The sequence below is a fragment of the Shewanella mangrovisoli genome, from assembly GCF_019457635.1.
GTDB lineage: Bacteria > Pseudomonadota > Gammaproteobacteria > Enterobacterales > Shewanellaceae > Shewanella > Shewanella mangrovisoli.
On record NZ_CP080412.1, the window covers coordinates 3,224,182 to 3,247,718 of the forward strand.

The 23,537-nt window shown below is 49.2% G+C and carries 19 protein-coding genes; 8 read left to right on the forward strand and 11 right to left on the reverse strand.

Features of this window, described 5'->3' with window-relative positions; genetic code table 11:
* Positions 1–158: 158 nt before the first annotated feature.
* The 4 genes from K0H60_RS14210 to K0H60_RS14225 form a co-directional block, all read right to left on the reverse strand.
* On the reverse strand, positions 159–1,640 hold the full coding sequence (locus K0H60_RS14210; RefSeq protein WP_220056131.1) for a PTS transporter subunit EIIC: 1,482 nt from the start codon (positions 1,638–1,640) through the stop codon (positions 159–161).
* Entirely contained in the window at positions 1,592–2,056 is a 465-nt protein-coding gene (locus K0H60_RS14215; protein ID WP_011623400.1) for a flavodoxin, read from the reverse strand. Before K0H60_RS14215 ends, K0H60_RS14210 begins: the two co-directional genes overlap by 49 nt.
* A 463-nt stretch (positions 2,057–2,519) precedes the next feature.
* Positions 2,520–3,374 (reverse strand): tRNA pseudouridine(65) synthase TruC, encoded by an 855-nt coding sequence (gene truC, locus K0H60_RS14220; protein WP_220056132.1) that lies wholly within the window; start codon positions 3,372–3,374, stop codon positions 2,520–2,522.
* Positions 3,361–3,681: a YqcC family protein gene (locus tag K0H60_RS14225; RefSeq protein ID WP_220056133.1), complete on the reverse strand. Its 321-nt coding sequence runs from the start codon at positions 3,679–3,681 to the stop codon at positions 3,361–3,363. The genes truC and K0H60_RS14225 overlap by 14 nt, the downstream gene beginning before the upstream one ends.
* Positions 3,682–3,827: 146 nt before the next feature.
* Here K0H60_RS14225 and K0H60_RS14230 point away from each other — a divergent pair, with 146 nt between their 5' ends.
* Entirely contained in the window at positions 3,828–4,841 is a 1,014-nt protein-coding gene (locus K0H60_RS14230) for a DUF3549 family protein (RefSeq protein WP_220056134.1), read from the forward strand.
* Positions 4,838–5,224, forward strand: coding sequence for a DUF3301 domain-containing protein (locus K0H60_RS14235; RefSeq protein ID WP_011623404.1), 387 nt, complete (start codon positions 4,838–4,840; stop codon positions 5,222–5,224). The genes K0H60_RS14230 and K0H60_RS14235 overlap by 4 nt, the downstream gene beginning before the upstream one ends.
* Positions 5,225–6,889: 1,665 nt before the next feature.
* On the opposite strand, the gene K0H60_RS14240 is transcribed toward K0H60_RS14235, so the two are convergent.
* Positions 6,890–7,195, reverse strand: coding sequence for an Mpo1-like protein (locus tag K0H60_RS14240; protein WP_220056135.1), 306 nt, complete (start codon positions 7,193–7,195; stop codon positions 6,890–6,892).
* The gene (locus K0H60_RS14245) at positions 7,188–7,826 is read right to left on the reverse strand and encodes a GNAT family N-acetyltransferase (protein ID WP_011623406.1); all 639 of its coding nucleotides are present in this window, start codon (positions 7,824–7,826) and stop codon (positions 7,188–7,190) included. Before K0H60_RS14245 ends, K0H60_RS14240 begins: the two co-directional genes overlap by 8 nt.
* A gap of 144 nt (positions 7,827–7,970) precedes the next feature.
* Here K0H60_RS14245 and K0H60_RS14250 point away from each other — a divergent pair, with 144 nt between their 5' ends.
* Positions 7,971–8,204, forward strand: coding sequence for a DUF2789 domain-containing protein (locus tag K0H60_RS14250; RefSeq protein ID WP_220056136.1), 234 nt, complete (start codon positions 7,971–7,973; stop codon positions 8,202–8,204).
* A gap of 49 nt (positions 8,205–8,253) precedes the next feature.
* Here K0H60_RS14250 and K0H60_RS14255 read toward each other — a convergent pair whose 3' ends face one another.
* A complete protein-coding gene (locus tag K0H60_RS14255; RefSeq protein ID WP_011623408.1) occupies positions 8,254–8,652 on the reverse strand; it encodes a DUF3192 domain-containing protein in 399 nt (132 codons plus the stop codon).
* A 147-nt stretch (positions 8,653–8,799) separates the two neighbouring features.
* Here K0H60_RS14255 and K0H60_RS14260 point away from each other — a divergent pair, with 147 nt between their 5' ends.
* Positions 8,800–9,183, forward strand: coding sequence for a hypothetical protein (locus tag K0H60_RS14260; protein ID WP_220056137.1), 384 nt, complete (start codon positions 8,800–8,802; stop codon positions 9,181–9,183).
* Positions 9,183–9,956, forward strand: a complete 774-nt coding sequence (locus K0H60_RS14265) for a Zn-ribbon-containing protein (protein ID WP_220056138.1) — start codon at positions 9,183–9,185, stop codon at positions 9,954–9,956. Before K0H60_RS14260 ends, K0H60_RS14265 begins: the two co-directional genes overlap by 1 nt.
* Before the next feature lie 106 nt (positions 9,957–10,062).
* On the opposite strand, the gene syd is transcribed toward K0H60_RS14265, so the two are convergent.
* Complete coding sequence (gene syd / locus K0H60_RS14270) at positions 10,063–10,713, reverse strand: SecY-interacting protein (RefSeq protein ID WP_220056139.1); 651 nt, start codon at positions 10,711–10,713, stop codon at positions 10,063–10,065.
* Between the two features lie 59 nt (positions 10,714–10,772).
* Here syd and queF point away from each other — a divergent pair, with 59 nt between their 5' ends.
* Positions 10,773–11,633 (forward strand): NADPH-dependent 7-cyano-7-deazaguanine reductase QueF, encoded by an 861-nt coding sequence (queF, locus tag K0H60_RS14275; RefSeq protein ID WP_011623412.1) that lies wholly within the window; start codon positions 10,773–10,775, stop codon positions 11,631–11,633.
* 94 nt (positions 11,634–11,727) lie between these two features.
* Here the strand turns inward: queF and K0H60_RS14280 are convergent, their stop codons facing one another.
* From K0H60_RS14280 to K0H60_RS14290, 3 genes are all read right to left on the reverse strand, one after another.
* The gene (locus K0H60_RS14280; RefSeq protein ID WP_220056140.1) at positions 11,728–12,468 is read right to left on the reverse strand and encodes a sporulation protein; all 741 of its coding nucleotides are present in this window, start codon (positions 12,466–12,468) and stop codon (positions 11,728–11,730) included.
* A 61-nt stretch (positions 12,469–12,529) separates the two neighbouring features.
* The gene (locus K0H60_RS14285; protein ID WP_220056141.1) at positions 12,530–13,051 is read right to left on the reverse strand and encodes a hypothetical protein; all 522 of its coding nucleotides are present in this window, start codon (positions 13,049–13,051) and stop codon (positions 12,530–12,532) included.
* 258 nt (positions 13,052–13,309) lie between these two features.
* Positions 13,310–14,308, reverse strand: coding sequence for a 4'-phosphopantetheinyl transferase family protein (locus K0H60_RS14290; RefSeq protein ID WP_220056142.1), 999 nt, complete (start codon positions 14,306–14,308; stop codon positions 13,310–13,312).
* A gap of 380 nt (positions 14,309–14,688) precedes the next feature.
* On the opposite strand from K0H60_RS14290, the gene K0H60_RS14295 reads away from it, so the two are divergent.
* Together K0H60_RS14295 and K0H60_RS14300 are read left to right on the forward strand one after the other, a co-directional pair.
* On the forward strand, positions 14,689–15,558 hold the full coding sequence (locus tag K0H60_RS14295; protein ID WP_133180750.1) for a transcriptional regulator: 870 nt from the start codon (positions 14,689–14,691) through the stop codon (positions 15,556–15,558).
* Positions 15,555–23,441 (forward strand): type I polyketide synthase, encoded by a 7,887-nt coding sequence (locus K0H60_RS14300; protein WP_220056143.1) that lies wholly within the window; start codon positions 15,555–15,557, stop codon positions 23,439–23,441. Before K0H60_RS14295 ends, K0H60_RS14300 begins: the two co-directional genes overlap by 4 nt.
* Positions 23,442–23,537 lie beyond the last annotated feature (96 nt).

The following is a 23,537-nucleotide window of genomic DNA, read 5'->3' on the forward strand; positions in this document are numbered from 1 at the left end:
AAAATCTGATCTCCTCTATGGTCCCTCATTCGAGTGTGCCATAGCCAATCCACTCACACAGCATGAAAAGCTTATTTTTTGTGATAAAAAGTGAATTTGTTGTGAGTTAACTTTATTAAACACAATAAAGCAGCGATTAATTTCAACAAGATGCAATATCAGCGCCGAGTATCTAAATAACGCTGCAAGACTTTGCGTAGGGTTTCGGCTTTGGTGCCATACACCACTTGTACGCCTTTGCCCATCACAATCACGCCCTTAGCACCGAGCTGGCTGAGTCGCACTTTATTGACGAGTTCTGGGCTGTGAACACTCAAGCGTAAACGGGTGAGACAAGCATTGAGCTCGACAATATTCTCGCGACCGCCCAATGCCGCAATGATGGCTCTTAAACTCTCTTTGGCGCCATGGGGTTCATCGGGTTCGAGTCGTCCTGGCGTCTTTAAATTAAATGCCAGAATACTGCCCCTAAACAACAGGTAATAAGTCACCGCCGTCAGCGGCCCTAAGAATACAAACCAGCCCGTATTGCGCGACAGCGAAAACAGCAGTGTGAAATCCACCAGCCCATGGGAAAACACAATACTGTGGTGAATATCGAGCATGATGCAGACAAAATATGCCAGCCCCGACAGCAGCACATGGATAAGAAACAAAAAAGGCGCCACAAACATAAAGGCGAACTCGATAGGCTCTGTGACTCCGGTCAGCCAACTGGCCGCCGCCGCGGAAAGCATAATACCCGCGACCCGATTACGCTCCGAGGGATCGGCGCAGCGCCAAATAGCCAGTGCAGCTGCGGGAAGTCCCCACATTTTAATCAAATAACCGCCCGCTAAATTCCCCGCCTGCGGATCGCCCGCTAAATAACGCGCAACTTCCCCCCGAACCACTTCCGAATTCTGTAACTGGTATTGGCCGACTTCTAAATAAAAAGGCGCATTCCAGATATGATGTAAACCGAGGGGTATGAGTAAACGTTCGAGCGCGCCATAGACCCCAAAGGCAATGGCCGGTTTTTGGTAAACCGCCCAGTCGGACACCCTCTCGATGAGCAGAGATAACGGCGGCCACACATGGGCAAGGATATAACCTAAGCCCATCGCCAACGGAATGATCAATAAAGAGGCGCTGCGCCGTCCCTCGAAAAAGGAGAAAATCGCTGGCAGACGAATATATTGGCTCCAGCGCACGGCAAAGCAAGTCACACCACCAATCAACATGCCGCCGGCTATCCCAGTATCTAAGGTTTCCATGCCGAGTAGTAATTGGGTCGGCAGCTGGTAGAGATCCGCTAATGCGGCTAAGGTGGCCGTCATCACCCCATAACCAAATACGGCAGTAAAAGCGGCGATGCCCTGATCGCGGCAGAACCCTATCGCCACCGCCACCGCGAACAAAATGGGCATGATGGCGAAAATCAGCTTACCAACCGCCAGCATTAATACGGTTAGCACCTCGGGCATAAAAGGGATGGGACTCACGGTTAAGCCCAGCATCACACCCGCTGCGGGTAAAATCGCGATCGGAATTAACAGCGCCTGACTTAAGCGCTGGGCAAATTTAAACCACTGCTGAGTAACGAAATGACCTAAGCGGCGCGTTCGGATTTGACGATTTGATTCCAGCTTTCCAGCCATTTTATCGCTTCGACCTCGGGTTCCATGGTTTCACAGGCATCAATTTCTAGACGCGCCACAACGGGTTTAGCGCCTAACTCGCTGAGCAATTCATCTACCGATTTACCCGCACCGCAAAAGGTATCGTAACTCGAATCACCAAGTGCGATTACGCTGTATTTCAGCTCGGGCAGATAAGGCGCCGTCTCCTTAAGATGATAATACCAAGGCTGAATATCGTCGGGTAAATCCCCTTGCCCAGTGGTCGAGGTCACTACCACTAACAACTCATCCTGTGGCGGCGTAAATTGGCTAATTTCATTCGGTTGCCACAATTTGGCGTCATAACCGAGTTCTGTCAGCGCTTTTTCTAAGGTTTCGGCGGTAAATTGTGCGCTACCATACACAGTGCCAAACACCAGATTAACTTTTTTCATGATATACTCCGTGCCACATGCGTAAACGCAACTTAGCTGAAGTTACTTTATTGTGAGGCTTTAGGGCAAGCAACAAGGTAAAAATTTTATAAATCAAGTTATTGAGCATGAGGAAGCAAACTGATGCGACAGAGCAATAGGCAAAAACACCTCAAGCACCAACATAAAACCACTCAAATTAGACGCAAACATTACTTTCACGCCGCCCAGCAAAATCTTCAATTACCGCTAACCGTCCCAGCGGAATACTCGACCTTAGCTAGCTTGATATCCAGTCTCAAACCAACCAGTAGTTAAGACCGCCGATTGTTGCGATGAATTGCATGCAACTAGACAGATAGCCAAGATGCAAGCTGAAGTGAGCACTCGCCTTAGGCTAGAAGTATCTTTAAGCTAGAAGTATCTTTAAGCTAGTAGTCACCTTGAGCGAACACTAGCCTTAAACGCCCAAACAAACATTGCCTTAAACGGTCGTCGTTTGCTCTGCAATCAACACACTTGGCTCGCGGCAAAGGGCGGCATCATCCCAGCCCAGTCCTGAAAACACTGTTTCCCATTCTGGCTCAAGCTCGGTTTCGATACTTAAGCGCTCAAGTGTCACCGGGTGAGTGAAGGTTAACTTTTTCGCAATCAGCCACAGTCGATTGATATCGAAATGCGTACGGAAAAACGCATTTTGCTTACCATCGCCGTGAGTGGTATCGCCAATAATCGGGTGACGTAAATGCGCCATATGGCGTCTGAGTTGATGCTTACGCCCCGTTTTTGGACTCAGTTTCACTAACGCGAAACGGCTAGTTGCATAACGCCCCGACGGATAAGGAATTTCGGTATTTAATAGCGGCTCATATTGAGTCACTGCGTCCTGTGCGGCCTTATCTTGATTGGCAAACTTGTCAGCCACCTCATCCAATTCGACTTTAAGCGCATAATCCAACACACCACTCTCGTGCATATTGCCACGTACCAATGCCAAATATTGTTTTTCAATACTGTGGTTGGCAAATTGCTCGCAAAGGGCGTTGGCTACCTCACTGCTTTTGGCAAATAACAACACGCCCGAGGTGGGTCTATCTAAACGGTGTACCGGAAATACATGGCAACCAACTAAGTCCCGAGTCAGTTGCATCGCAAAAAAGCGCTCCCGCCGTGCTAAGTAGCTGCGATGAACCAATAATCCCGCGGGTTTGTGGATAGCCACCAAGTGCTCGTCTTGATACAAAACACGTACCTCTGGCGCAGGCTCTGACTGTTCATCACCCTCGGTTGGGTTGTATTTATCCTCTGGCATATCCAGCCAATCATCATCTAGGTTCATTTAACAACATATCCAATTCATTCAAGACACCGATTAAAGGCGCTAACGCCGCTTGTTCGGACCACACATGTTCCGCCATCGGGGCTATCGCAATTTTGCTTGGCAAAGGTTGCCCCGCATCGATAAGGGCTTGCATGCGCGGAATAAAGATAAACTGCAACCATTGTTCTAACGACATTAGATCGCAGGCAAAAGGCGCCGTACTGGCCATAGCTTCATCACTGGGCGCACGAGTAGACCAAAGCCCGGCACTTTGTAGCTCGTGGGCAATTTGGGCTAGTTTGGTTTGAGTTTGGCTGTAAAGCATCGATATAAGGTCCATTAAGCCACAGTCATTCGACAATTAAGCGCTGCGACTGAGGCGATAAAACTGTGGCAATCATACCATCGCGCACAACTTCCCCCTATAATGTCGCCAATTTATTGAGCCTTTTTGATTGATATGGCAGCCAAATGACTGAAATTACCACGCTTAGCCAATTTTTAACGACAGCCAAAACCCAATTCCAAGTCTATGAATTAGGGAGAAGAGTACAGCACATCGATATGCTGGCCTTCCATCAAATCGAATCATTAGTCACACCCTACCCTTACCCCATTCAAGGGCATGCCCAATTTGCCATCGTGTTTTGGAACGAGAGCCAACAGCACTTTATTTGGTTCCTAAAGCTACCGTTAGACGAACAAGGACTGCTCTCGCCGGCGCCGCGCTCACAGTTTATTGAAATGGTATTAACAGCACTGGGACAAGATCCGACTCAGCCATTAACCGATGAACAGCAGGATCGCCTCGCTAACAATCCGTTTAGCTTTAAGCCCAGCCAAGAAAAACTGGCGGTATTTAACGCCTTAGTACGTAAACAATTAGGGTTAAGCGCTTCAATTCAATATGAATTTGCAGTGCAATATCTCTCGGGACAAATTGCACCGAATGAATGGCAGCATATTGGCCTGCAAGGTTTGAGCGACGTGTGTGTTCGCCTTGGGGAATTAGATCACGAGCAGCAACTCCTTGCCAGTTTTGACAATAGTGCGATTGAAGTGCAAATTGCCCTGTGCCAATGTCTCGAACATCTGCATTTAACAGAAGCGCTTGCCAATAAACTTTACGCTAAGTTTGTGACGGCTCCTCCCGAGTACCAAGCCTATTACTTGCGCGCACTCGCCTCTCATACCGAATTGAGTCAACAAGCCTTAGCCCATCTTCAACAAAGCGAGCGCTTAGAGGCCAATGAACTCATCAGCATCGCAGGCCGAAACTGGACCGTATTAAAGCAAGAGCTGAGTCGCAGTATTTACCTCGAAGCACTGGCGCGACAACCCCAAGCCTTTTTTAATCAGATCTTTGCTGATATTGTGGCGATTCCCAGTTTGCGTAACCACTTATTGGGTGAGTTAAGAAACCCCAATCGGAGTGTTCAACTATCACAGGCCATTGGCGGCTTGTTTAAGGCTACAAGTAAATGATGTCAGATCTGCTGTTAATTATTGCGCTCGTTGTGGTTGCGGCCTTTTTTTGGCAATTACGTCAAATGGCAGAATTGAGCCGTATTTTTGCCGAAAAAGAATGTTGCCGACAAAAAGTACAGCTTTTAGCCATCGCAATGGAAACGGCTCGCCCCAGCCTTGGCGGCACCACAGGGATCTGTTGGAAAGCAAAGTATCTATTTGAATTCAGCACCGATGGCATCAACCAATACCGCGGCCATATTTGGATGCTAGGGAAAAAAGTGCAAAAGATTGAATGGCCTATTTTCCCCGAGCCAGAATGGCAAGAAGCACCGATGGCCAAAGGCAAGTTTGGTGGTTGCGGCAGCCAAAGTAGCTGTAGCTCAGGCAAGTGTCATTAAGCGATTGCCGTTAACCTTTTGATAAAACTGAGCTGAATAGCTAACGCCGAGCCGTATAGATAACACTCAGCCATAGCTCGGCTCTACATCCGTACTCAATCAGCTTTATCTGTGTGAAAATAAAAAAGAAAGGGCGTGGTCATAAGACCACGCCCTTCTGTTCTCTGTTAAGCTATCCCGCTATTGTCGTGCTCCCTGCACCATCCATGCGTCAACTTGCATCCTGCATCATCCCTGTTCAATCCGTGATATTTCCCTGTACTTAACGTACTTCCCTATCTCTTGGCGTTCCTTTTACCAAGCTTGCTCTTTCCTGAGCGGTTCCAGCATCATCCGTGAAATAGGTTCAGTAGCATCCTTTCTATTGCACTCCATGTGCCATTGCAATCCTGTGCAATTAGGCTATCTATCCCTGATAGTCTTTCCTTCCGTGGTTCGCATCGCTTTCATCCTGAAAGTCTCTCCTTACCACTCCGTCAGTGTTTATTCCTTAAACACTGTCCAGTCATCCTGACTGCTAACTTCCTGTTCGCTGTAGTTCCGTCTACAAATGAATTCTACGACAGCCGTTGCTGGGTGGCTTTCGCAAAAGATAAAAATGTAAGCCGCCATATTAAGTTCATAATGGAAAAAAATTCTTAACATATTGATTAGATGTGACTTACCTAAAACTAGGTAGTCATTGTCAGTCAAAAAACTTACAAATCACTTACAGTCTTGTGAGATATATCTCACAAGAAGTCGGGCAATTTATGCCGTTTGAAGACACAAACATTGATTAATCCCGAGACGTTTAAGCACAGCAAAGGAAATAGCGACTGTATAAAAGAGTAAAAATCGTCCGTTAAATTTGTTTTTCAAACAGAGCGCACACAAAAGTGGACATTATGACGTATCGTAAAAAATGACGTTGGAGAATAGCAAAAAGAAAGGGGCGCACTATGTGCACCCCATTTATCCTCTGCAAGCCATCCTGCTTGATTGTGCTCCCTGCACCTTCCTTGCGATCGTTTGCTCCCTGCAAGCGTCCTTCAATCCCTTTATTTCCCTGTGTAGTAGAACCGCCACCACACTCAATCCTTTGACCCGAATATCCTATCTCGGCTCCTGTCACATCCAGTGACTCATCCCAATAGCGTCCTGCTGAATCCTTTCCTAACCTTAGTACAAGCTGTTCACCCTTATACTTATCCTTTTACTCGATACTTCCTGCATCCAGTAACGCTTAATCCTTAAGCTTGTCCTTTTTCATCCTGAAACCTGCTATCCCAGCAGATACAACGTCCTCTATCATCCATGAGAAAGCAGCCTTGCTTTTCCTTAGCCTATCCTAGGCAGATGACAGTTTTCCTACTGTCAGTGGTTCAAATCCAAGAACCTGAATTCGTCGCTTCTTGCGTCCCTCTCGCCTGTATTGCTATCCCTGCTATCCATTTGCTTTGGCGATGAGTTAATTCTACGTGGTTCTCACTATTTTTGTTTCGCTTAAAGAACACACACTAGCGTACTTTTCATACAGCCAAGCTTTATTCAAATATAACACTATGATTTTAAATACACTTTAAAAGCTGTGATTACAAAACAGTCAGTAAGAAAACATTTTATCCTACAGCCTTTGTAAGCGATCTCTCACACGGGTGTCAGCTTCTCACTGGTGAGGGACATTTAGCACTTCAACTTACCGGTGAGAATTTGTGCAAACATCACCCAATCTCCCATCAAACTGTACAAGGGATATTGGAATGTCGCAGGGCGATTATGCTCAAACACAAAGTGTCCCACCCAAGCAAAACCATATCCCACTAGTGGGATAAACAGTAAAAACCAACCATTTGCGAAAAGCAGCGCAGCGACGAATAACAGGAGCACCAGAATACTGCCAATAAAGTGCAATCGCCTGCAGCTCAAGTCCTGATGTTGTGAGAGGTAAAAAGGGTAAAACTCAGCGAAGGAGCGGTAAGGTTCATTCATCTTGTTGGCCCGTGTAAAAGAGTAATTGTCCGGCCACATTGCCTATGCTCAATTCTCCGAGGGAGACAAAATCATGTTGCATAAATAACTGGCTATGGGCTTCTTGGGTGGTAAAGACCCCAATCCCCTCAAGCTCGGGCTGCTCATCGCACCAACTCACTACGGCTTGCACGAGTTGATGACCTAACCCCTTTCCCTGCTCATTAGGCGCAAGGGCGATAAATTGTAGGATCCCGCAGTGCTCGCTCGGCAGCAGCTCGACGATGCTCGATTCTTTCTTCATCATCGCCTGGGTCGATTGCCAGCCCGTACCAAGCAACATCTTGAGTCGCCAGTGCCAATAGCGGCCCTCCCCGAGGGGTACTTCCTGGGTGACCACACAGGCAACACCGACTAAGCGCGTTTGGTCAAACAGCCCGATTAAGGCTTGCTTCTCCTGCCAGAGCGCATTCAACTCTTCGCGGATTGCGGCACGTAATTTTTGTTCGTAGGCGAATTTGTCTGAAGTGGATAAGGCATCCACAAAGAAAGGATCGTCATGATAGGCGTTGTAGAGAATCGAAGCGGCGAGGCGTAAATCTTCGGCGGTGAGATAAACTGCACGGCACTCATCCAAGGTATTATTGTCCATTATTAGAATTCCTTGATTTAGATCACACTCTTAGGAGTAATAATCACTGTATCAAGGAAACAAAAAAGTGCAAATTTTAATCATAGATTGCATTTTTCAGTGAGTTGCATACCCTAGATAAAGGCACACAGAGAGGATGCGAGCATGGATACCACGCCAGTCGATTTGAGTCATCTATTTGAACAGTTGGGATTAGCCAATCAAGCTCAAGCCATCAACCAGTTTATTGCGACCCATCAACTTCCCCCAGAGACACACTTAACCGAAGCCCCGTTTTGGACGCAGGCGCAAAAGAGTTTTCTGACCGAGGCATTAGAGGCCGATGCCCAGTGGACCGAACTTATCGAGCAGCTCGATGTGCAATTAAGAAAGCCCTAATGGCTTAGGGCTGACACTGAATCACTTAATGGCGAGTTGCGTTGAGTCGTTAAATTTTGCTGTAGGCGGTGTCGCCCCAACCGACCAGTACACTGTTACTTAAGACGATTGGTGTGCATTCATCCTTAGTGGTTTTACCGTCGCTGTGGGTATGCTGGGTGCGATAGAAGAGTACCAACACTTCTTTATCGGCTTGGCCGTCTTTCTGTTGCAGATAAGACTCGCTAAAGTCCGAGGCGCCCATTAGGGTCATCACTTGGTCTTTACTCATGCCAAGGCTGAGCTTAGTCAGATTATTGCGGTTTTTGTCCTGTGTTTTTTCCCAAGATTCGTTGCTATCCCACTTAGATTCACTGTCGCCGACATTGACCACACAACCGCTAAGACCTAAGCTTGCTAACCCTAAAAACGTGACCGCGATGAGTTTGCGATTAATATTTGCGTTCATATTATGACTTCCTGTGTACTTGTTATAAAAATGCTTAAAAAGCAAAATCAATGCCAAACAGCAATATATTGATTTATAAGAACTAAAATAACCACGCCACAGTAAGTTAGTGAAAAACACGATATAGATTAAGGAATTTCACTTATTATGAGTCCGATTGACCAAGTGTTAGCAGCAGCGTGCGCACTCGAAGCCAGCGGTAAAACCCCTAGCCTTGCCCTGATAAAAAGCCGCGTCGGTAACAAAATCCCTATGCCGCTGTTAATCCAAGGATTACAGCAGTTTAAATCGATACCTAAAGCCGAGCGTGAGCGTTTAGCGACCCAATCACAGCCCATGGTTGAAGAGACACATACCGCCGAAGCTTCGCCACTCACAGTCGCCACACTGGCGCAACAGTTAGCCCTGTTACAACAGGGCATTGAGCAGGCCCTCACGTTAAAAAGCAACGAGATCATGCAACTCAAAAATGAACTTATCGAGCTGAAACAACGTGTCAGTCAACTCGAATCCCAAGGAAAATCCGCTTAATGTTTGTCACCGAATTACGCTTTGAATGCTTTGCCGATACCACCATCAGTGCGGCAGAACGTGCCATCAATCAATTACTCGAAGCCTACCGCGCTAATGGCCAAATCCTCGGCCGCGAATTTGCCGTGGCCTTTAATGAGGGCGAATTTCGAGTACGCTTACTCATGCCTGAAAAAAACAGTTTGAATCATCGCTATCACAGCCCTTGGGTGAAAAAAGCGCTGGCGGAATTAACCGAGGCTAAGCTACTGGCGCCACGCGAAAAATTTATCGGTCAGGATATTAATTCTGAGGTGAGTAACACTGAGTCACCCAGCTGGCAGCTGCTGTACACTAGCTATGTGCATATGTGCTCGCCCCTGCGAAGTGGCGATAACCTATTGCCCATTCCGCTGTACCAAATCCCCGCCACCTTTAATGGTGACCATAAACGGGTGATCCGCTGGCAAACCGAGTGGCAAGCCTGTGATGAGTTACAAATGGCGGCAGCCACTAAGGCAGAATTTGCCGCGCTGGAAGAATTATCCAGCCCTAGCAGTGATTTATTTAGGAGAGGTTGGGATTTACGCGGCCGAATCGAATACCTGACCAAAATCCCCACTTACTATTATTTGTATCGCGTTGGAGGACAGGATCTGCAATCCGAGTTAGCTCGCCCCTGCCCACGCTGTGGCAGTCACGACTGGAAACTCGATGAGCCGCTATTAGATATGTTCCACTTTCGCTGCGAACCTTGCCGCATAGTATCTAACTTGTCTTGGGACCATCAATAACGCCCTATGCTAAAGCGCAAACTCGGCAGGCAAAATTGCCGAGCCGAGTTTGCGAAACAGGTTTGCAAGAGGCTTTTCAAGAGACCTTTGCAACATTTCCCCGCGCTTAACGCTTACCTATCAGGTTGTGCCACATACGTTTAAAGCTGGCAAAAATCCCCGGATGTTCGAGCGCTGGCATAGGCAATTCTTCATGTTTCACGGGCGGCGCGATACGTGGCGATAAGGCCTCAATAAATTCAGCTAAACTCGACGCCAATTGAATGGAGGGAAGCTCGCCGGGGATTTCAACCCAGACACTACCATCGGCATTATCAACGGTTAGCATCTTATCGCCCTCATCCAGCAAACCAATAAACCAAGTTGCTGGTTGCTTGAGCTTTTGCTTCATCATTAAGTGGCCGATGATATTTTGCTGCAGGGCATCAAAATCCGCCTCGTTCCATACCTGCAGCAATTCGCCCGTGCCCCATGGTGAATCAAACAACACGGGCGCTGCAAAATATTCACCATAAAAGTGATTGATATCCGGCCATAATGCTAGCTCAAGCGCATGTTCAACATTCGCAAAACTGCCTAGCTGTTCACGCTTAACCGGGAGCCAAGACACCGCCTCGTCGGATGATTCATCAAACTCACCTTGAATACACAAAGATGGCTCACCCTGCGGGTAATATCGCGGTAATTCGCCTAAAGTTGATAGATAGGATCGATGGTAATTATCTAAAAATTTATCGAGAGCAGGCAGACAAGACACTTAAGCACAATCCAATTTCGGGTATAATGTGCGCCTATTTTGACATGGAAACAGTATTGATGACACACAATCACGATCCCTATAGTGATGCAAAAGAGCTTGCCGGCCTAACCTTAGGTAAAGCCACGGATTACCAAGCCGAGTATGATGCGTCGCTGCTGCAAGGGGTTCCTCGCTCACTTAACCGTAACGCTATCAACCTCACGGCGGAAAGTTTGCCTTTCCACGGAGCCGATATCTGGACGGCCTATGAGTTGTCATGGCTAAACGCCAAGGGTAAACCTATGGTGGCTATCGCCGACATTCAGCTAAGCCATGAAAGCCAAAATCTGATCGAGTCAAAATCCTTCAAACTGTATTTAAACAGTTTTAACCAAACCAAGTTCGACAATATCGACGCCGTGCAAAAAACCTTAGTGCAGGATCTGAGTGAATGCGCCCAAGGCCAAGTCACAGTGAAGATTATTGAGCCTAAGAGTTTTGGTATTCAACGCGTCGTCGAGCTGCCAGGCACTTGCATTGACGATCTGGATATCGAAGTCAGCGACTATGACTTTAATCCCGATTATCTTGAAAACAGCACAGATGACAAACAGATTGTTGCCGAAACACTCAATTCTAATCTGTTGAAATCAAACTGCTTAATCACCTCTCAGCCGGACTGGGGCAGTGTGATGATCCGTTATCAAGGGCCTAAAATCGATCGCGAAAAGTTACTGCGCTATTTGATTTCGTTCCGCCAACATAACGAGTTCCACGAGCAGTGTGTCGAGCGGATTTTTGTCGATTTAAAACATTACTGCCACTGCACTAAGTTAACCGTTTACGCCCGCTATACCCGTCGCGGCGGCCTAGACATTAACCCTTACCGCAGTGATTTTGAGCACCCAGGCGAGAGCCATCGCTTAGCAAGACAGTAATCGACTTGCAGCAAAAAGCCCTGAATCATCAGGGCTTTTTTATTATCTGTTGTAAGTTTTTCAACCAAGCTCACAACTTAAACTGTCCCCACACTTAACCCAAATTCGCCCTAAAAATCTCTTGCACTTGGCTCAACGTGGCATTGTTTGGCAGGCTGAAATACAAGTAACCATCGCCACGGAACGCGCGGTCAAGCTCAAGCAACACATGGGTTTGCTCGGCATCGCACACCAGAGAAACCTCAATCTCGCGCAAACGATTAAAGCCCATATTGCGCGGCTTAAACTCTAGCTCTTGGTAACAACCCGAAGTGGAACGAAAGGCGCGGGTATTGAGGAAACCTTGCTCCACATCGGCTTTCACCAACACAAAACCAAGGGCATCCATCGCCTTTAACACATGCTCGGCAATCGGCGTTGGCATAATGACCAGCGCATCGATATCGCTAGGGTCGAGCGCGGTATCTATGTCCACTCCCGTTTGTAGCCATACTTGGGATTGATTATTGCGCACTGGGAGCTGAGTAAAAGGGGTTTCGGGGTGCAATTTACCTGAAAACGGGATCTCGTGAATTTCACCCGCTTGAATTTCAAAGGACTCAGTTAAGCGCCAGCTCGCTAAACGATGGTTCTTAAAATAGTCGCCGTTATCGCTGCTCACTTTCACCTTAGTCATTAGGGCTAAGTCGAGGCCGGAGATCTGCTGCGGCACATTACCGCCTTTAACGACGATAGTGGCATGAAAGATTTGACCTGGCAGCAGTCGATTATCGACTAATTGGGTATCGACCGTCGCACCACCGATACCGACAGAGGCCAGCAGTTTTTTAAACATGGTATTTCCTTATGTTGCTAAGGCTGCACAAATAAGCAGCCCTAATACAGCGTTGACTCAATTAATTAGCAGATTTGCACTCGAGCAATAATTGCTGGAAATGCGCGCCTAAATTCTGCTGAGCAAATTGTTCACTGGCGAGTGCCATTTGCTTAAGGCTTTGCATGGCTTGCTCGACGCCCTGCTGTTCGACCAAACTTTTGGCATAGGCCGCCGCATCCGCGCCCTTTTGTAACAGGCTTGCGACTTGATCGAAGCTCACCTCTTGCTCCATCACCTTCTGTAAATCGCCAAGTAATTCCGCCACCTTGGCTGACTCCACTAAGGCGCCTTCGACACTCACTAATTTACCGAGGGGATCTTGGCTGAGCTTTTCGGCCACACAGGCCGACACAGTGCCCGCCGCCGCACTTTGGGCGACCACATCGAGCCCGCGGCTGCGGATTTGCTCAACCACTTGTTGTAGTTGGGGATCTTGAGCAAGCCATGCCTGCTCTAATTGCTGTTTTTCATCGCCACCAAAGTAACCACAGCCACCGAGCAGTAGCAAAGTAGTGGTCGATAAAAGGCATTTGAATTTCATGATTAACAACCTTGTCAGTGAGTTCTCTGGCGTGACTATAGCGAGCTAGGTTTAATCCAAAATGAAATATGAGTGGAGGAATAACAAAGTCAGCTGGAGGGACAAGAAACTGAATTCAAAGCACTAATTCTAAGCACTTATTAAAAGCACTTATTAAAAGCGCTCATTTAAAGCACTCATTAAAAGTACTTTTAAAAGGTTGACGCAAAGCAGTAATTCAAGAACGAAGGCAACCTAAGCCTTAGTGCTAAGGCCGTACTAGATGGCCGAGCACGCTGACAGTAGTGCAGTGATACTGGTCAGCTGCATCGAAATAGTGACCCTCTCCAACCTTTCATCCTGCACTAAGCCGTCACCATGAACCAAGCTGAGCCCAAAACGATATTCCTCACCAAGTCGGCCAAAATAACTCTGCCAGTACTGGGCATAGGAGCTTGTGGCATCCTGTGCAGAACCAGGTTCAATCAGCAGCTTAATATTGGAATAAAGTGGAACACGCAATGGGAGTTGAAGATAAGAACAGGGCTTAGCTTGACTCGTTGAAGCAAAGTTATCTCGCTGCTTAAGTTCAACCCAGTTAAAGGTTTCGACGGCTTGCAGCGTGCCATCATCAACCGCCAGCAAACTGTTTGGTGCTAAGTCAAAGGCAAAGGATTTCAGCGACTGCGCTAAGCCTAAGCCCGTTGCCTTAATGTAGGACTCCTTGAGTGCCCAAAGATCAAAAAAGCGTTGCCGCTGCGCATCTTCACCTTCAAGGGCTAATAAGCTTTCGGCTTCAATCGGGGAAAAATAATGATTCAGGATCGGGTAAATATGAGTGCTGGCACGGGAGCGCTCAATATCCACCCCCAAGCCTAAACGGGGCAGTGCTGTGTTAGCGGTTGCGTCCGTGTCATCGTCTTGCGCTAAGGCAATCAATAACCAGTCGCCACTGTGGCTCAAGTTAAACTCAATGCCAGTACTCAGAAACTGCTCATGGTTAAGACTGGGTTTGCCCTTTGCCCCATACTCAAAACACCAATCTTGGGGCGCAATCTGTCGTTGGGGGGAGTAAGGTGAGGCTCCACCGCGAGCTTGCAGTCCTTGAGATAAAACGCAGCGCAGCGCCGCTCGCACCAATAAACCGTTCATTTGCACCTTGGGCGCCCGGTAACGCGCTACTTTTGCGCGCTCGTCCTCACTCAAGAGCGCCATGCACGCATTCGTGCTGGCTACATCCATTTCGGTTAATGGAATAAAAAAAAGCTCAATATTCATTAATTTATTCCAACAACACTTGAGTTTAACGGCAGCCCTATTCTACTCAGTTCTGCTCGCCTGACGAGCAGTATCTTAATTTTGTTTCTAATCTTATGAATTTAAATGACTCTTTAAACTTAAACCCTGTGCTAAACCAGAGTTTTACTTCCTTGAACACTATCATTTGATCATTAAAAAACCATTTCAAGTCCCATATGATTGTATCGAGCCGAAACCTCAGGTAATCTGCATCACCATTGTGCATAACAAAACACATAGCTCACGGGTTTTAAGCCTAGATTAAGCATGAGTCCACACTCCGCTTTGACAGGCAAGTTTAAGCAGTCCCGATAGATTATGTTGGATGAAAATAATAAAGATGGGACAGCACTAACAAGATGAGTTCTCGAAAAGTGGGGACTCAAGCCGCGGATCATGCTCAGGCTGATAAGCCAAGCCCGGAGCACAAATCCGCCCCCAAAACGGCAAGGCACCGCAATGCCACCACCACGCCGGAGATGCGACACTTTATTCAGCAATCTGAATTAAGTGTGAGTCAGCTCGCCAAAATTTTAAATATTACCGAAGCGACCGTGCGTAAATGGCGCAAGCGCGAGTCAGTGAACGACAGCCCGAATACCCCGCATCACCTCAATACCACCCTCACGCCGATGGAAGAATACGTGGTGGTGGGACTGAGATATCAGCTTAAACTGCCACTCGATAGACTACTTAAAGCAACGCAAACCTTTATCAACCCCAATGTGTCCCGCTCGGGGTTGGCCCGCTGCCTTAAGCGTTATGGGGTTTCGCGGCTCGATGAGTTTGATCAAGAGCTCGTGCCTAAACAGTATTTTAATCAATTACCTATCAGCCAAGGCAGTGATGTTCAGACCTACACGGTCAACTCCGAAACCTTGGCCAAGGCGCTTGCCCTGCCAAGCACAGATGGCGATACCGTAGTACAAGTAGTGTCCCTCACCCTGCCGCCGCAATTAACCGAGGCCGAACCTAAATCGGTACTCCTTGGCATAGATAGCAAGGCGGATTGGATTTATATCGATATTTATCAAGACAGTAACACCCAAGCGGCCAATCGCTACATCGCCTATGTGCTGAAGGATGGGCCGTTTCATCTGCGTAAATTGCTGGTACGCAACTACCACACTTTTTTAGCCCGCTTTCCTGGCGTACAAACCCCAAAAGCCATCGCTAAATCCCTTAATAAGGCAACGGCCAAACGCTTTGCCAGTGGAGACTCGTTATGAGCCATATCCCTTCACAGCCTCAATTATCAACCGATGAAAAAGCCGATAAGAGACTGAATAAACGCTTAAAAGATATGCCGATTGCCATCGTTGGCATGGCGAGTATCTTTGCTAACTCCCGCTATTTGAATAAGTTTTGGGATTTAATTTGCGACAAAATTGATGCCATTACCGACGTACCCGAATCCCACTGGTCGATTGATGACTATTACGATGCGGATAAGTCCAAGGCCGATAAGAGCTACTGCAAACGCGGCGGTTTTATGCCAGAGGTCGACTTCAATCCGATGGAGTTTGGTCTGCCGCCCAATATTTTGGAACTCACCGACAGCTCGCAGTTACTCTCACTGGTCGTCGCCAAGGAAGTCCTACAGGATGCCAATTTGCCAGACGATTACGACCGTGACCGCATCGGCATCACCCTCGGGATTGGCGGTGGTCAAAAGCTAAGCCATAGCCTCAATGCGCGCCTACAATATCCAGTGCTGAAAAAAGTATTTAAAAGCAGTGGCCTGAGCGATGAAGATAGTGAACTACTGATCAAAAAATTCCAAGATCAATATGTCCACTGGGAAGAAAACTCCTTCCCCGGCTCCCTTGGCAACGTGATTGCCGGACGCATCGCCAACCGTTTCGATTTAGGCGGAATGAACTGCGTCGTCGATGCCGCCTGCGCGGGATCGCTTGCCGCCATGCGTATGGCGCTGACCGAACTGACCGAAGGTCGCAGCGACATGATGATCACCGGCGGTGTCTGTACCGACAACTCGCCTTACATGTATATGAGTTTCTCAAAGACGCCAGCCTTTACCACCAACGAACAGATTCAACCCTTCGATATCGACTCTAAGGGCATGATGATTGGCGAAGGGATCGGCATGGTCGCCTTAAAACGCCTTGACGATGCCGAGCGCGATGGCGACCGTATTTATGCGGTAATCAAAGGCGTTGGTGCCTCATCGGACGGTAAGTTTAAGAGCATTTATGCGCCGCGCCCCGAAGGCCAAGCCAAAGCATTAGAGCGCGCCTATGATGACGCAGGCTTTGCGCCGCACACCGTTGGCTTGATTGAGGCCCACGGCACAGGCACTGCCGCAGGCGATGTGGCCGAATTCAATGGCTTAACCTCAGTGTTCTCTAAGGATAATGAACAGTTACAGCATATCGCCTTAGGCTCAGTCAAATCTCAGGTGGGTCATACTAAATCCACCGCGGGTACGGCGGGTGTGATTAAAGCTGCATTGGCACTGCACCATAAAGTCTTACCACCTACGATCAACGTGAGTCAGCCTAACCCTAAATTAAACATTGCCCGTTCGCCTTTTTATCTCAATACCGAGGCGCGCCCTTGGATCCAACGCAGTGACGATACGCCGCGCCGCGCAGGGATCAGCTCCTTCGGTTTTGGGGGCACTAACTTCCATTTAGTGCTCGAAGAATACCGCCCAGAACACGCGCGCGATGACGCCTATCGCCAACGCAGCGTGGCACAAAGCTGGCTGTTTACCGCCGCCGACAAAACCGCGCTGCTGGGCGAGTTAAAAACCGCGCTGCAGCAAGCAACCGCCGCCAAGGCTGAGCTTTCTCAGGCGCATTTTGTTGCCTTTGCAAAATCCTACGCCCTGCGTGAACTCCCCCCGCAATCAGCCCGTCTTGGTTTTATCGCCAAGGATTATGCCCAGTTACAGACTCTGTTAACCCAAGCAATAGCGCAGCTAGAATCCAATAGCGCCGAGAGCTGGCAACTACCCTCAGGGATAAGTTTTCGCGCCCAGGCGCTGGTCAAGGATAACAACAAGGTTGCGGCCTTATTTGCAGGCCAAGGCTCACAGTACCTGAATATGGGACTGGAAATTGCCAACAACTTCCCCGAGCTTCGACGCCATATCCACGCCAGTGATAAAGTGTTTAGTGACCGTGGTGAAGTTTCGCTTTCAAGCGTGCTGTACCCGATCCCCGCCTTCGATGACGAATCGAGAAAAGCGCAGGAAAGTGCGTTAACCAATACCCTCTATGCCCAAAGCGCCATCGGCGCGCTCTCTATGGCGCAGTACGCCCTGTTTACTCAGGCGGGATTCGCCCCGGATATGCTCGCAGGCCATAGTTTTGGTGAACTCTCGGCCCTGTGCGCCGCTGGCGTGATTTCAGTAGACGACTACATCAAGCTTGCCTTCGAACGTGGACAGGCGATGGCGCAGTCACCACAAGATGCCGGCTCCAGTCGTGATACTGGCGTCATGTATGCCGTTATTCTTAAGCAAAAACAGGATATTGAGGCTATCAAGGAATGCTTGGCGCCGTTTGACGGCGTCAAAATTGCCAACTACAACTCACCCACTCAGTTGGTAATTGCAGGCGCTACCACAGCGACACAACAGGCCGCCAAGGCCATTAGCGAGTTAGGCTTTAAGGCGATAGCCCTGCCCGTTTCTGGTGCCTTCCACACGCCATTGGTTGCCCATGCGCAAAAGCCCTTTAGCGAAGCCATCGATAAGGCTCAATTCAACACGCCAAAGATTGCCCTGTATGCCAATGGCACAGGCAAGTTACATCCTACCGATGCCAACGCCATCAAAACCGCCTTTAAAGATCATATGTTGCAATCGGTTCACTTTAGCAAGCAGCTAGAGGCCATGTATGCCGCTGGCGCACGGGTGTTTGTCGAGTTCGGCCCGAAAAACATTCTGCAAAAATTGACAGAAAATACCCTAGCCGCGCAGTTACAAGAGCTTTGCCTTATCAGCATTAACCCGAATTCTAAAGCCGATTCCGACAGCCAACTGCGCAGCGCTGCGGTGCAACTGGCGGTTGCAGGGGTGAAACTGGGTGAAATCGACCCTTATCAAGCCGAATTGATTGCGCCTGCAACGCCTTCGGCGATGAATATCAAGCTCAATGCGACCAACTACATCAGCCCAGCGACCCGCAACAAAATGGTCGATTCGCTGCAATCGGGCAAAATTACCAGTCAAGTGCAGTATGTGGATCGCCTCGTTGAAAAAGTGGTTGAGAAAGTCGTTGAAAAACCCGTGATTGTCGAAAAAATTCTAGAAAAGGTTGTCGAAGTGGAAAAGCCAGTGGCACAAAATAGTAATACTATTCAACAGCAAACGCCTGCACAACCAACCAGCTTTACCACTGGACAGGCAAATCAAGATGCCCTGAGCGCCTTTTTTGCCGCCCAAACCCAGGCCGCGCAATTACATCAACAATTTTTAGCTATCCCGCAGCAATACGGCGATACCGTCAGTACCCTGATGGCTGAGCAAGCCAAAATGGCAAGCCTTGGCATCGCCATTCCAGAGAGTCTGCAACGCTCGATGGAGCTGTTCCACCAGCATCAGGCACAAACCCTAAAGAGCCATGCTGAATTTATGCAATTGCAGACCAGCAGCAGCCAAGCGGCATTAGCCCTGCTCGGAAAAATGCCAGCGCCTCAGGTTCAAGCCCCCATTCAAGCGACTGCACCAGTGGCGGTAGCGGTGGCAACGCCAGTCGCTCCAGCACAGGCTCCCGTGGTTCAAGCGTTAGTTGCAGAGCCAAAAGCGACTGTTGTGCCTGTGAGTGAGCCCAAAGTTCAGCAACCTCAAGTAACACAACAAGTAGCACAACCACAAGTGCAAACTGTGGCAGCAGCAACTCGCGTGCTTTCCGAGAAGTCAGTCGTGCAGCAAATCGAGACCGCCATGCTGGCAGTGGTCGCCGATAAAACAGGTTATCCCGTTGAAATGTTGGAACTTGGCATGGATATGGAAGCCGACCTTGGTATCGACTCTATCAAGCGCGTAGAAATTCTAGGCACAGTGCAGGATGAATTACCAAATCTGCCAGAACTGAGCCCAGAAGATCTCGCTGAGTGTCGCACCCTAGGGGAAATTGTGGCGCTATTTAGCCAAACGCTACCTGTAACAGCCGTTACAGCAAGCCCTCAGTCAATTACACAAAGTGCAGTAGTCGCAAGTGCGGCGGTTTCTAATGATGAAATTGAGCGCACTATGATGGCGGTCGTCGCCGATAAGACCGGCTATCCCGTGGAAATGCTGGAACTGAGCATGGATATGGAAGCTGACCTTGGGATCGATTCGATTAAACGCGTGGAAATTCTAGGCACAGTGCAAGACGAATTACCCAAGCTGCCAGAACTGAGCCCAGAAGATCTTGCCGAGTGCCGCACCTTAGGGGAAATTGTGGCGCTATTTAGCCAAGCGGCACCCGTAACACCAGCATCAACTGTTAGCCATGCGGCACAAACTGCAGTAGCCGCAAACACAGCGATTTCCAATGATGAAATTGAGCGCACTATGATGGCGGTGGTGGCCGATAAAACTGGCTATCCCGTTGAGATGCTGGAACTGAGCATGGATATGGAGGCCGACCTTGGTATTGATTCTATTAAGCGCGTGGAAATTCTAGGCACAGTACAAGACGAATTACCGAACCTGCCAGAACTCAGCCCGGAAGATCTCGCCGAGTGCCGCACCCTAGGGGAAATTGTGGCGCTCTTTAGCCAAGTGGCACCTGTAACAGCTGCGGCCACAGTTAGCCATGCGACACAAAATGCAGTACACGCAAGTACAGTAGCCACAAGCGCGGCGCTATCTAATGGCGAGATCGAACACACTATGATGACAGTTGTTGCCGACAAAACAGGCTATCCCGTGGAAATGCTGGAACTGAGCATGGATATGGAAGCCGACCTTGGTATCGATTCTATTAAGCGCGTGGAAATTCTAGGCACGGTACAAGATCAACTGCCAAATCTGCCCGAACTGAGCCCAGAAGATCTCGCCGAGTGTCGCACCCTTGGGGAAATTGTGGCGCTATTTAGCCAAGCGGCACCTGTAACAACTACTGCCACAGTTAGCCATGCGACACAAAATGCAGTACTCGCAAGTGCCGTAGCCTCAAGCACGGCGCTATCTAATGGCGAGATCGAACGCACTATGATGGCGGTCGTGGCCGACAAAACTGGCTATCCCGTTGAAATGCTGGAACTCAGCATGGATATGGAGGCCGACCTTGGTATCGACTCCATCAAGCGCGTGGAAATTCTAGGCACTGTACAAGATCAACTGCCAAATCTGCCAGAACTGAGCCCTGAGGATTTAGCCGAGTGTCGCACCTTGGGTGAAATTGTCGTCCTCTATGCTGGTCCGCAATCGTCAAGTGAGGCGCAACAGCAAAACCATGCTGCGCCAATTCAAGAGGCAATTGCAGAAACCGTCGAGGACACCGTCGACCTGCCGCCCCATAGTGAGGTGATGCTAAAAAAGTTGCCAGCGGCGGCTGAGTTAGCGCGCATCATAGCAACTAGCGATGTTCAACTGACGTCAAACAGTTACGTCGTTATCGGCGACGATGGCCACAACGCAGGGGTGATTGCCGAAAAGCTTCACGCCCAAGGGGTTAAGGTCGCGGTTGTACGCTCACCCAAAACAGTTGTGACTAGCGCATCGCCACTCGATAGCCATATTGCCAGCTTCACGCTGGAGGCGATTGATGATGAAAGCATCTGTGAGGTCATCAATCAGATTGAATCGCTTGGCCAAATCGCCGGTTTTATTCATCTGCAGCCACAGCATAAGTCCGTTGCCGATAAAGGTGCTGGCTTAGTGCTGACAGACGAAGCCAAAGCTTCGGTCGAGCAAGCCTTCTTGTTCGCCAAACACTTACAACCGCTTTTAACTGAGCGCGACCACTGCCGCTTTGTCACCGTCAGCCGTATCGACGGCGGCTTTGGCTATATCGGCATGGACGAGTCGGCAGGCGCTCTTATTAGCCAGAGTGAACTCAACCAAGCGGCGCTCTCTGGACTCACTAAAACCTTAAATCACGAGTGGCCGGGAGTGGTCTGCCGCGCACTGGATATCGCGCCAAACTTAGATGCCAAAACGGTCGCCAATGCGGTAGTGCAGGAATACTACCTCCAAGATGCGCCGGTCGAAGTCGGTATTGATAGCGAGCTTGAGCGAGCAACCTTAGTCGCGGGCAATGCCGTACTTCGCCGCAGTGGCGCGTCTCTCTCGTCTGCGGACAAAATCCTCGTCACAGGCGGCGCTAAGGGCGTTACCTTCGAGTGCGCCTTAAGTTTAGCGAAACGCTGTAAGGCCCATTTTATCCTCGCGGGTCGCAGCGCCCATCAAGCAATTCCTGCTTGGGCTCTGGGTAAAAATCGCAACGAGCTGAAAGCCGCGGCCATTGCACATTTGCAAAGCCTGGGTGATAAACCCACTCCAAAACAAGTGGATGCCTTAGTTTGGCCAGTACAAAGCAGCCTTGAAATCAGCCATGCCTTGCAGGCCTTTGAAGCGGTGGGCGCCAGCGCCGAATACTTAAGCTTGGATGTGAATGATCCAGCAGCCATTGCCAGCACTATTGCACCTATCAGCGCCCTATCGCCCATCACGGGGATTATCCACGGCGCGGGTGTACTTGCCGATAAACATATTCAAGACAAAACCTTAAGCGAACTTGAGCGCGTTTATGGCACTAAGGTGACCGGACTTAACAATCTGCTGTCGGCACTGGATCTTAGCCAGTTAACGCTCATCGCCCTGTTCGCTTCGGCGGCGGGTTTTTACGGTAATACCGGCCAGAGCGACTACGCCATGTCTAACGACATTCTCAATAAGGCCGCGCTACAACTCGCGCAGCAATTGCCACAAGCCAAGGTGATGAGCTTCGACTGGGGGCCCTGGGATGGCGGCATGGTCAATCCTGCGCTGAAAAAAATGTTTATCGACCGCGGGGTTTATGTCATTCCACTCAAAGCGGGGGCCGAGTTATTTGCTAGCCAATTATTGAGTGATACAGGGGCGCAGCTGTTGGTCGGAACCGATATGCAGGGCAATACCGCCAATGCCGTTGAAGCTGCATCAGCAAAAAAGCCTGAAGCGGATCTAACCACGGCGTTAGATCCGCAGCCTATGGCCCAAACTGTGCCGCAGACTATTCGTGTCATGCGCAGCCTCGACCCTAAACGCATGAGCTTTATTGAGGACCATTGCATTAATGGTCATGCGGTGTTGCCGACGGTGTGCGCCATCGATTGGATGCGTGAGGCCGCCAAGACGCATTTAGGTAAGGCGGTGAGTGTCAGCGATTATCGACTGCTCAAGGGAATTATCTTCGATGAGGCGCTGCTTGCACGCAATGCGCCTATTGAGCTCGAATTGATGCTGACGCCGCTTGCTGACGCTACACAACAATCGACTGAGGCGTTAGCCGCGCTGATTAGCTTTGAAGGTCGCCCGCAGTATCAGGCGGTATTAGTTGCGCAGACGGATGACACGCCAGACGCACAGCGTTTCGAGGTTGGCGAGTTACATTCTCTGATGGAGGAGATAACACAGCAACCCGCTATCACGAACCGCGAATCGCTCTACAGCGATGGCACACTGTTCCATGGCCCAAGACTGCAAGGCATAAGCGAAGTACTCGCCTTTGATGACCAGCAGCTCATCGCTAAGGTAACCCTGCCAGCGGTGGCCTTGGACGACTGCGGCGAGTTTGCGCCCAATCTTGAGGATAAAGGCACACAACCCTTTGCCGAAGATCTGTTATTGCAGGCCATGCTCGTGTGGGCGCGCCTTAAATATCAAGCGGCCAGTTTACCCAGTGCCATTGGCGAGTTCGTATCCTATTCGCCCTTAGGTTTTGGTGAGAAGGCGGTATTGGTGCTAGATGTTATCAAGCATTCGTCCCGAACACTTGAAGCCAATATTGCTATCTATCATCAAGATGGCCGATTAAGCTGCGAGATGAAACGGGCCAAGGTCACGGTCAGTAAGACGTTCAACCAAGCGTTTTTGGCCAATAAACCTCAGCAACCAATGCAAGTGCAGGCAGTCGCCCAAAGCACGGCCGAGGTAAGTGTTAAGTGACATTCGACCCAAGCGCAGATGCCGCATTAAGCAATGCGGCATTAAACAGCCCGCATCCCAATGCTAAGCCACTGCGAATAGCCGTATGGCTTGGTG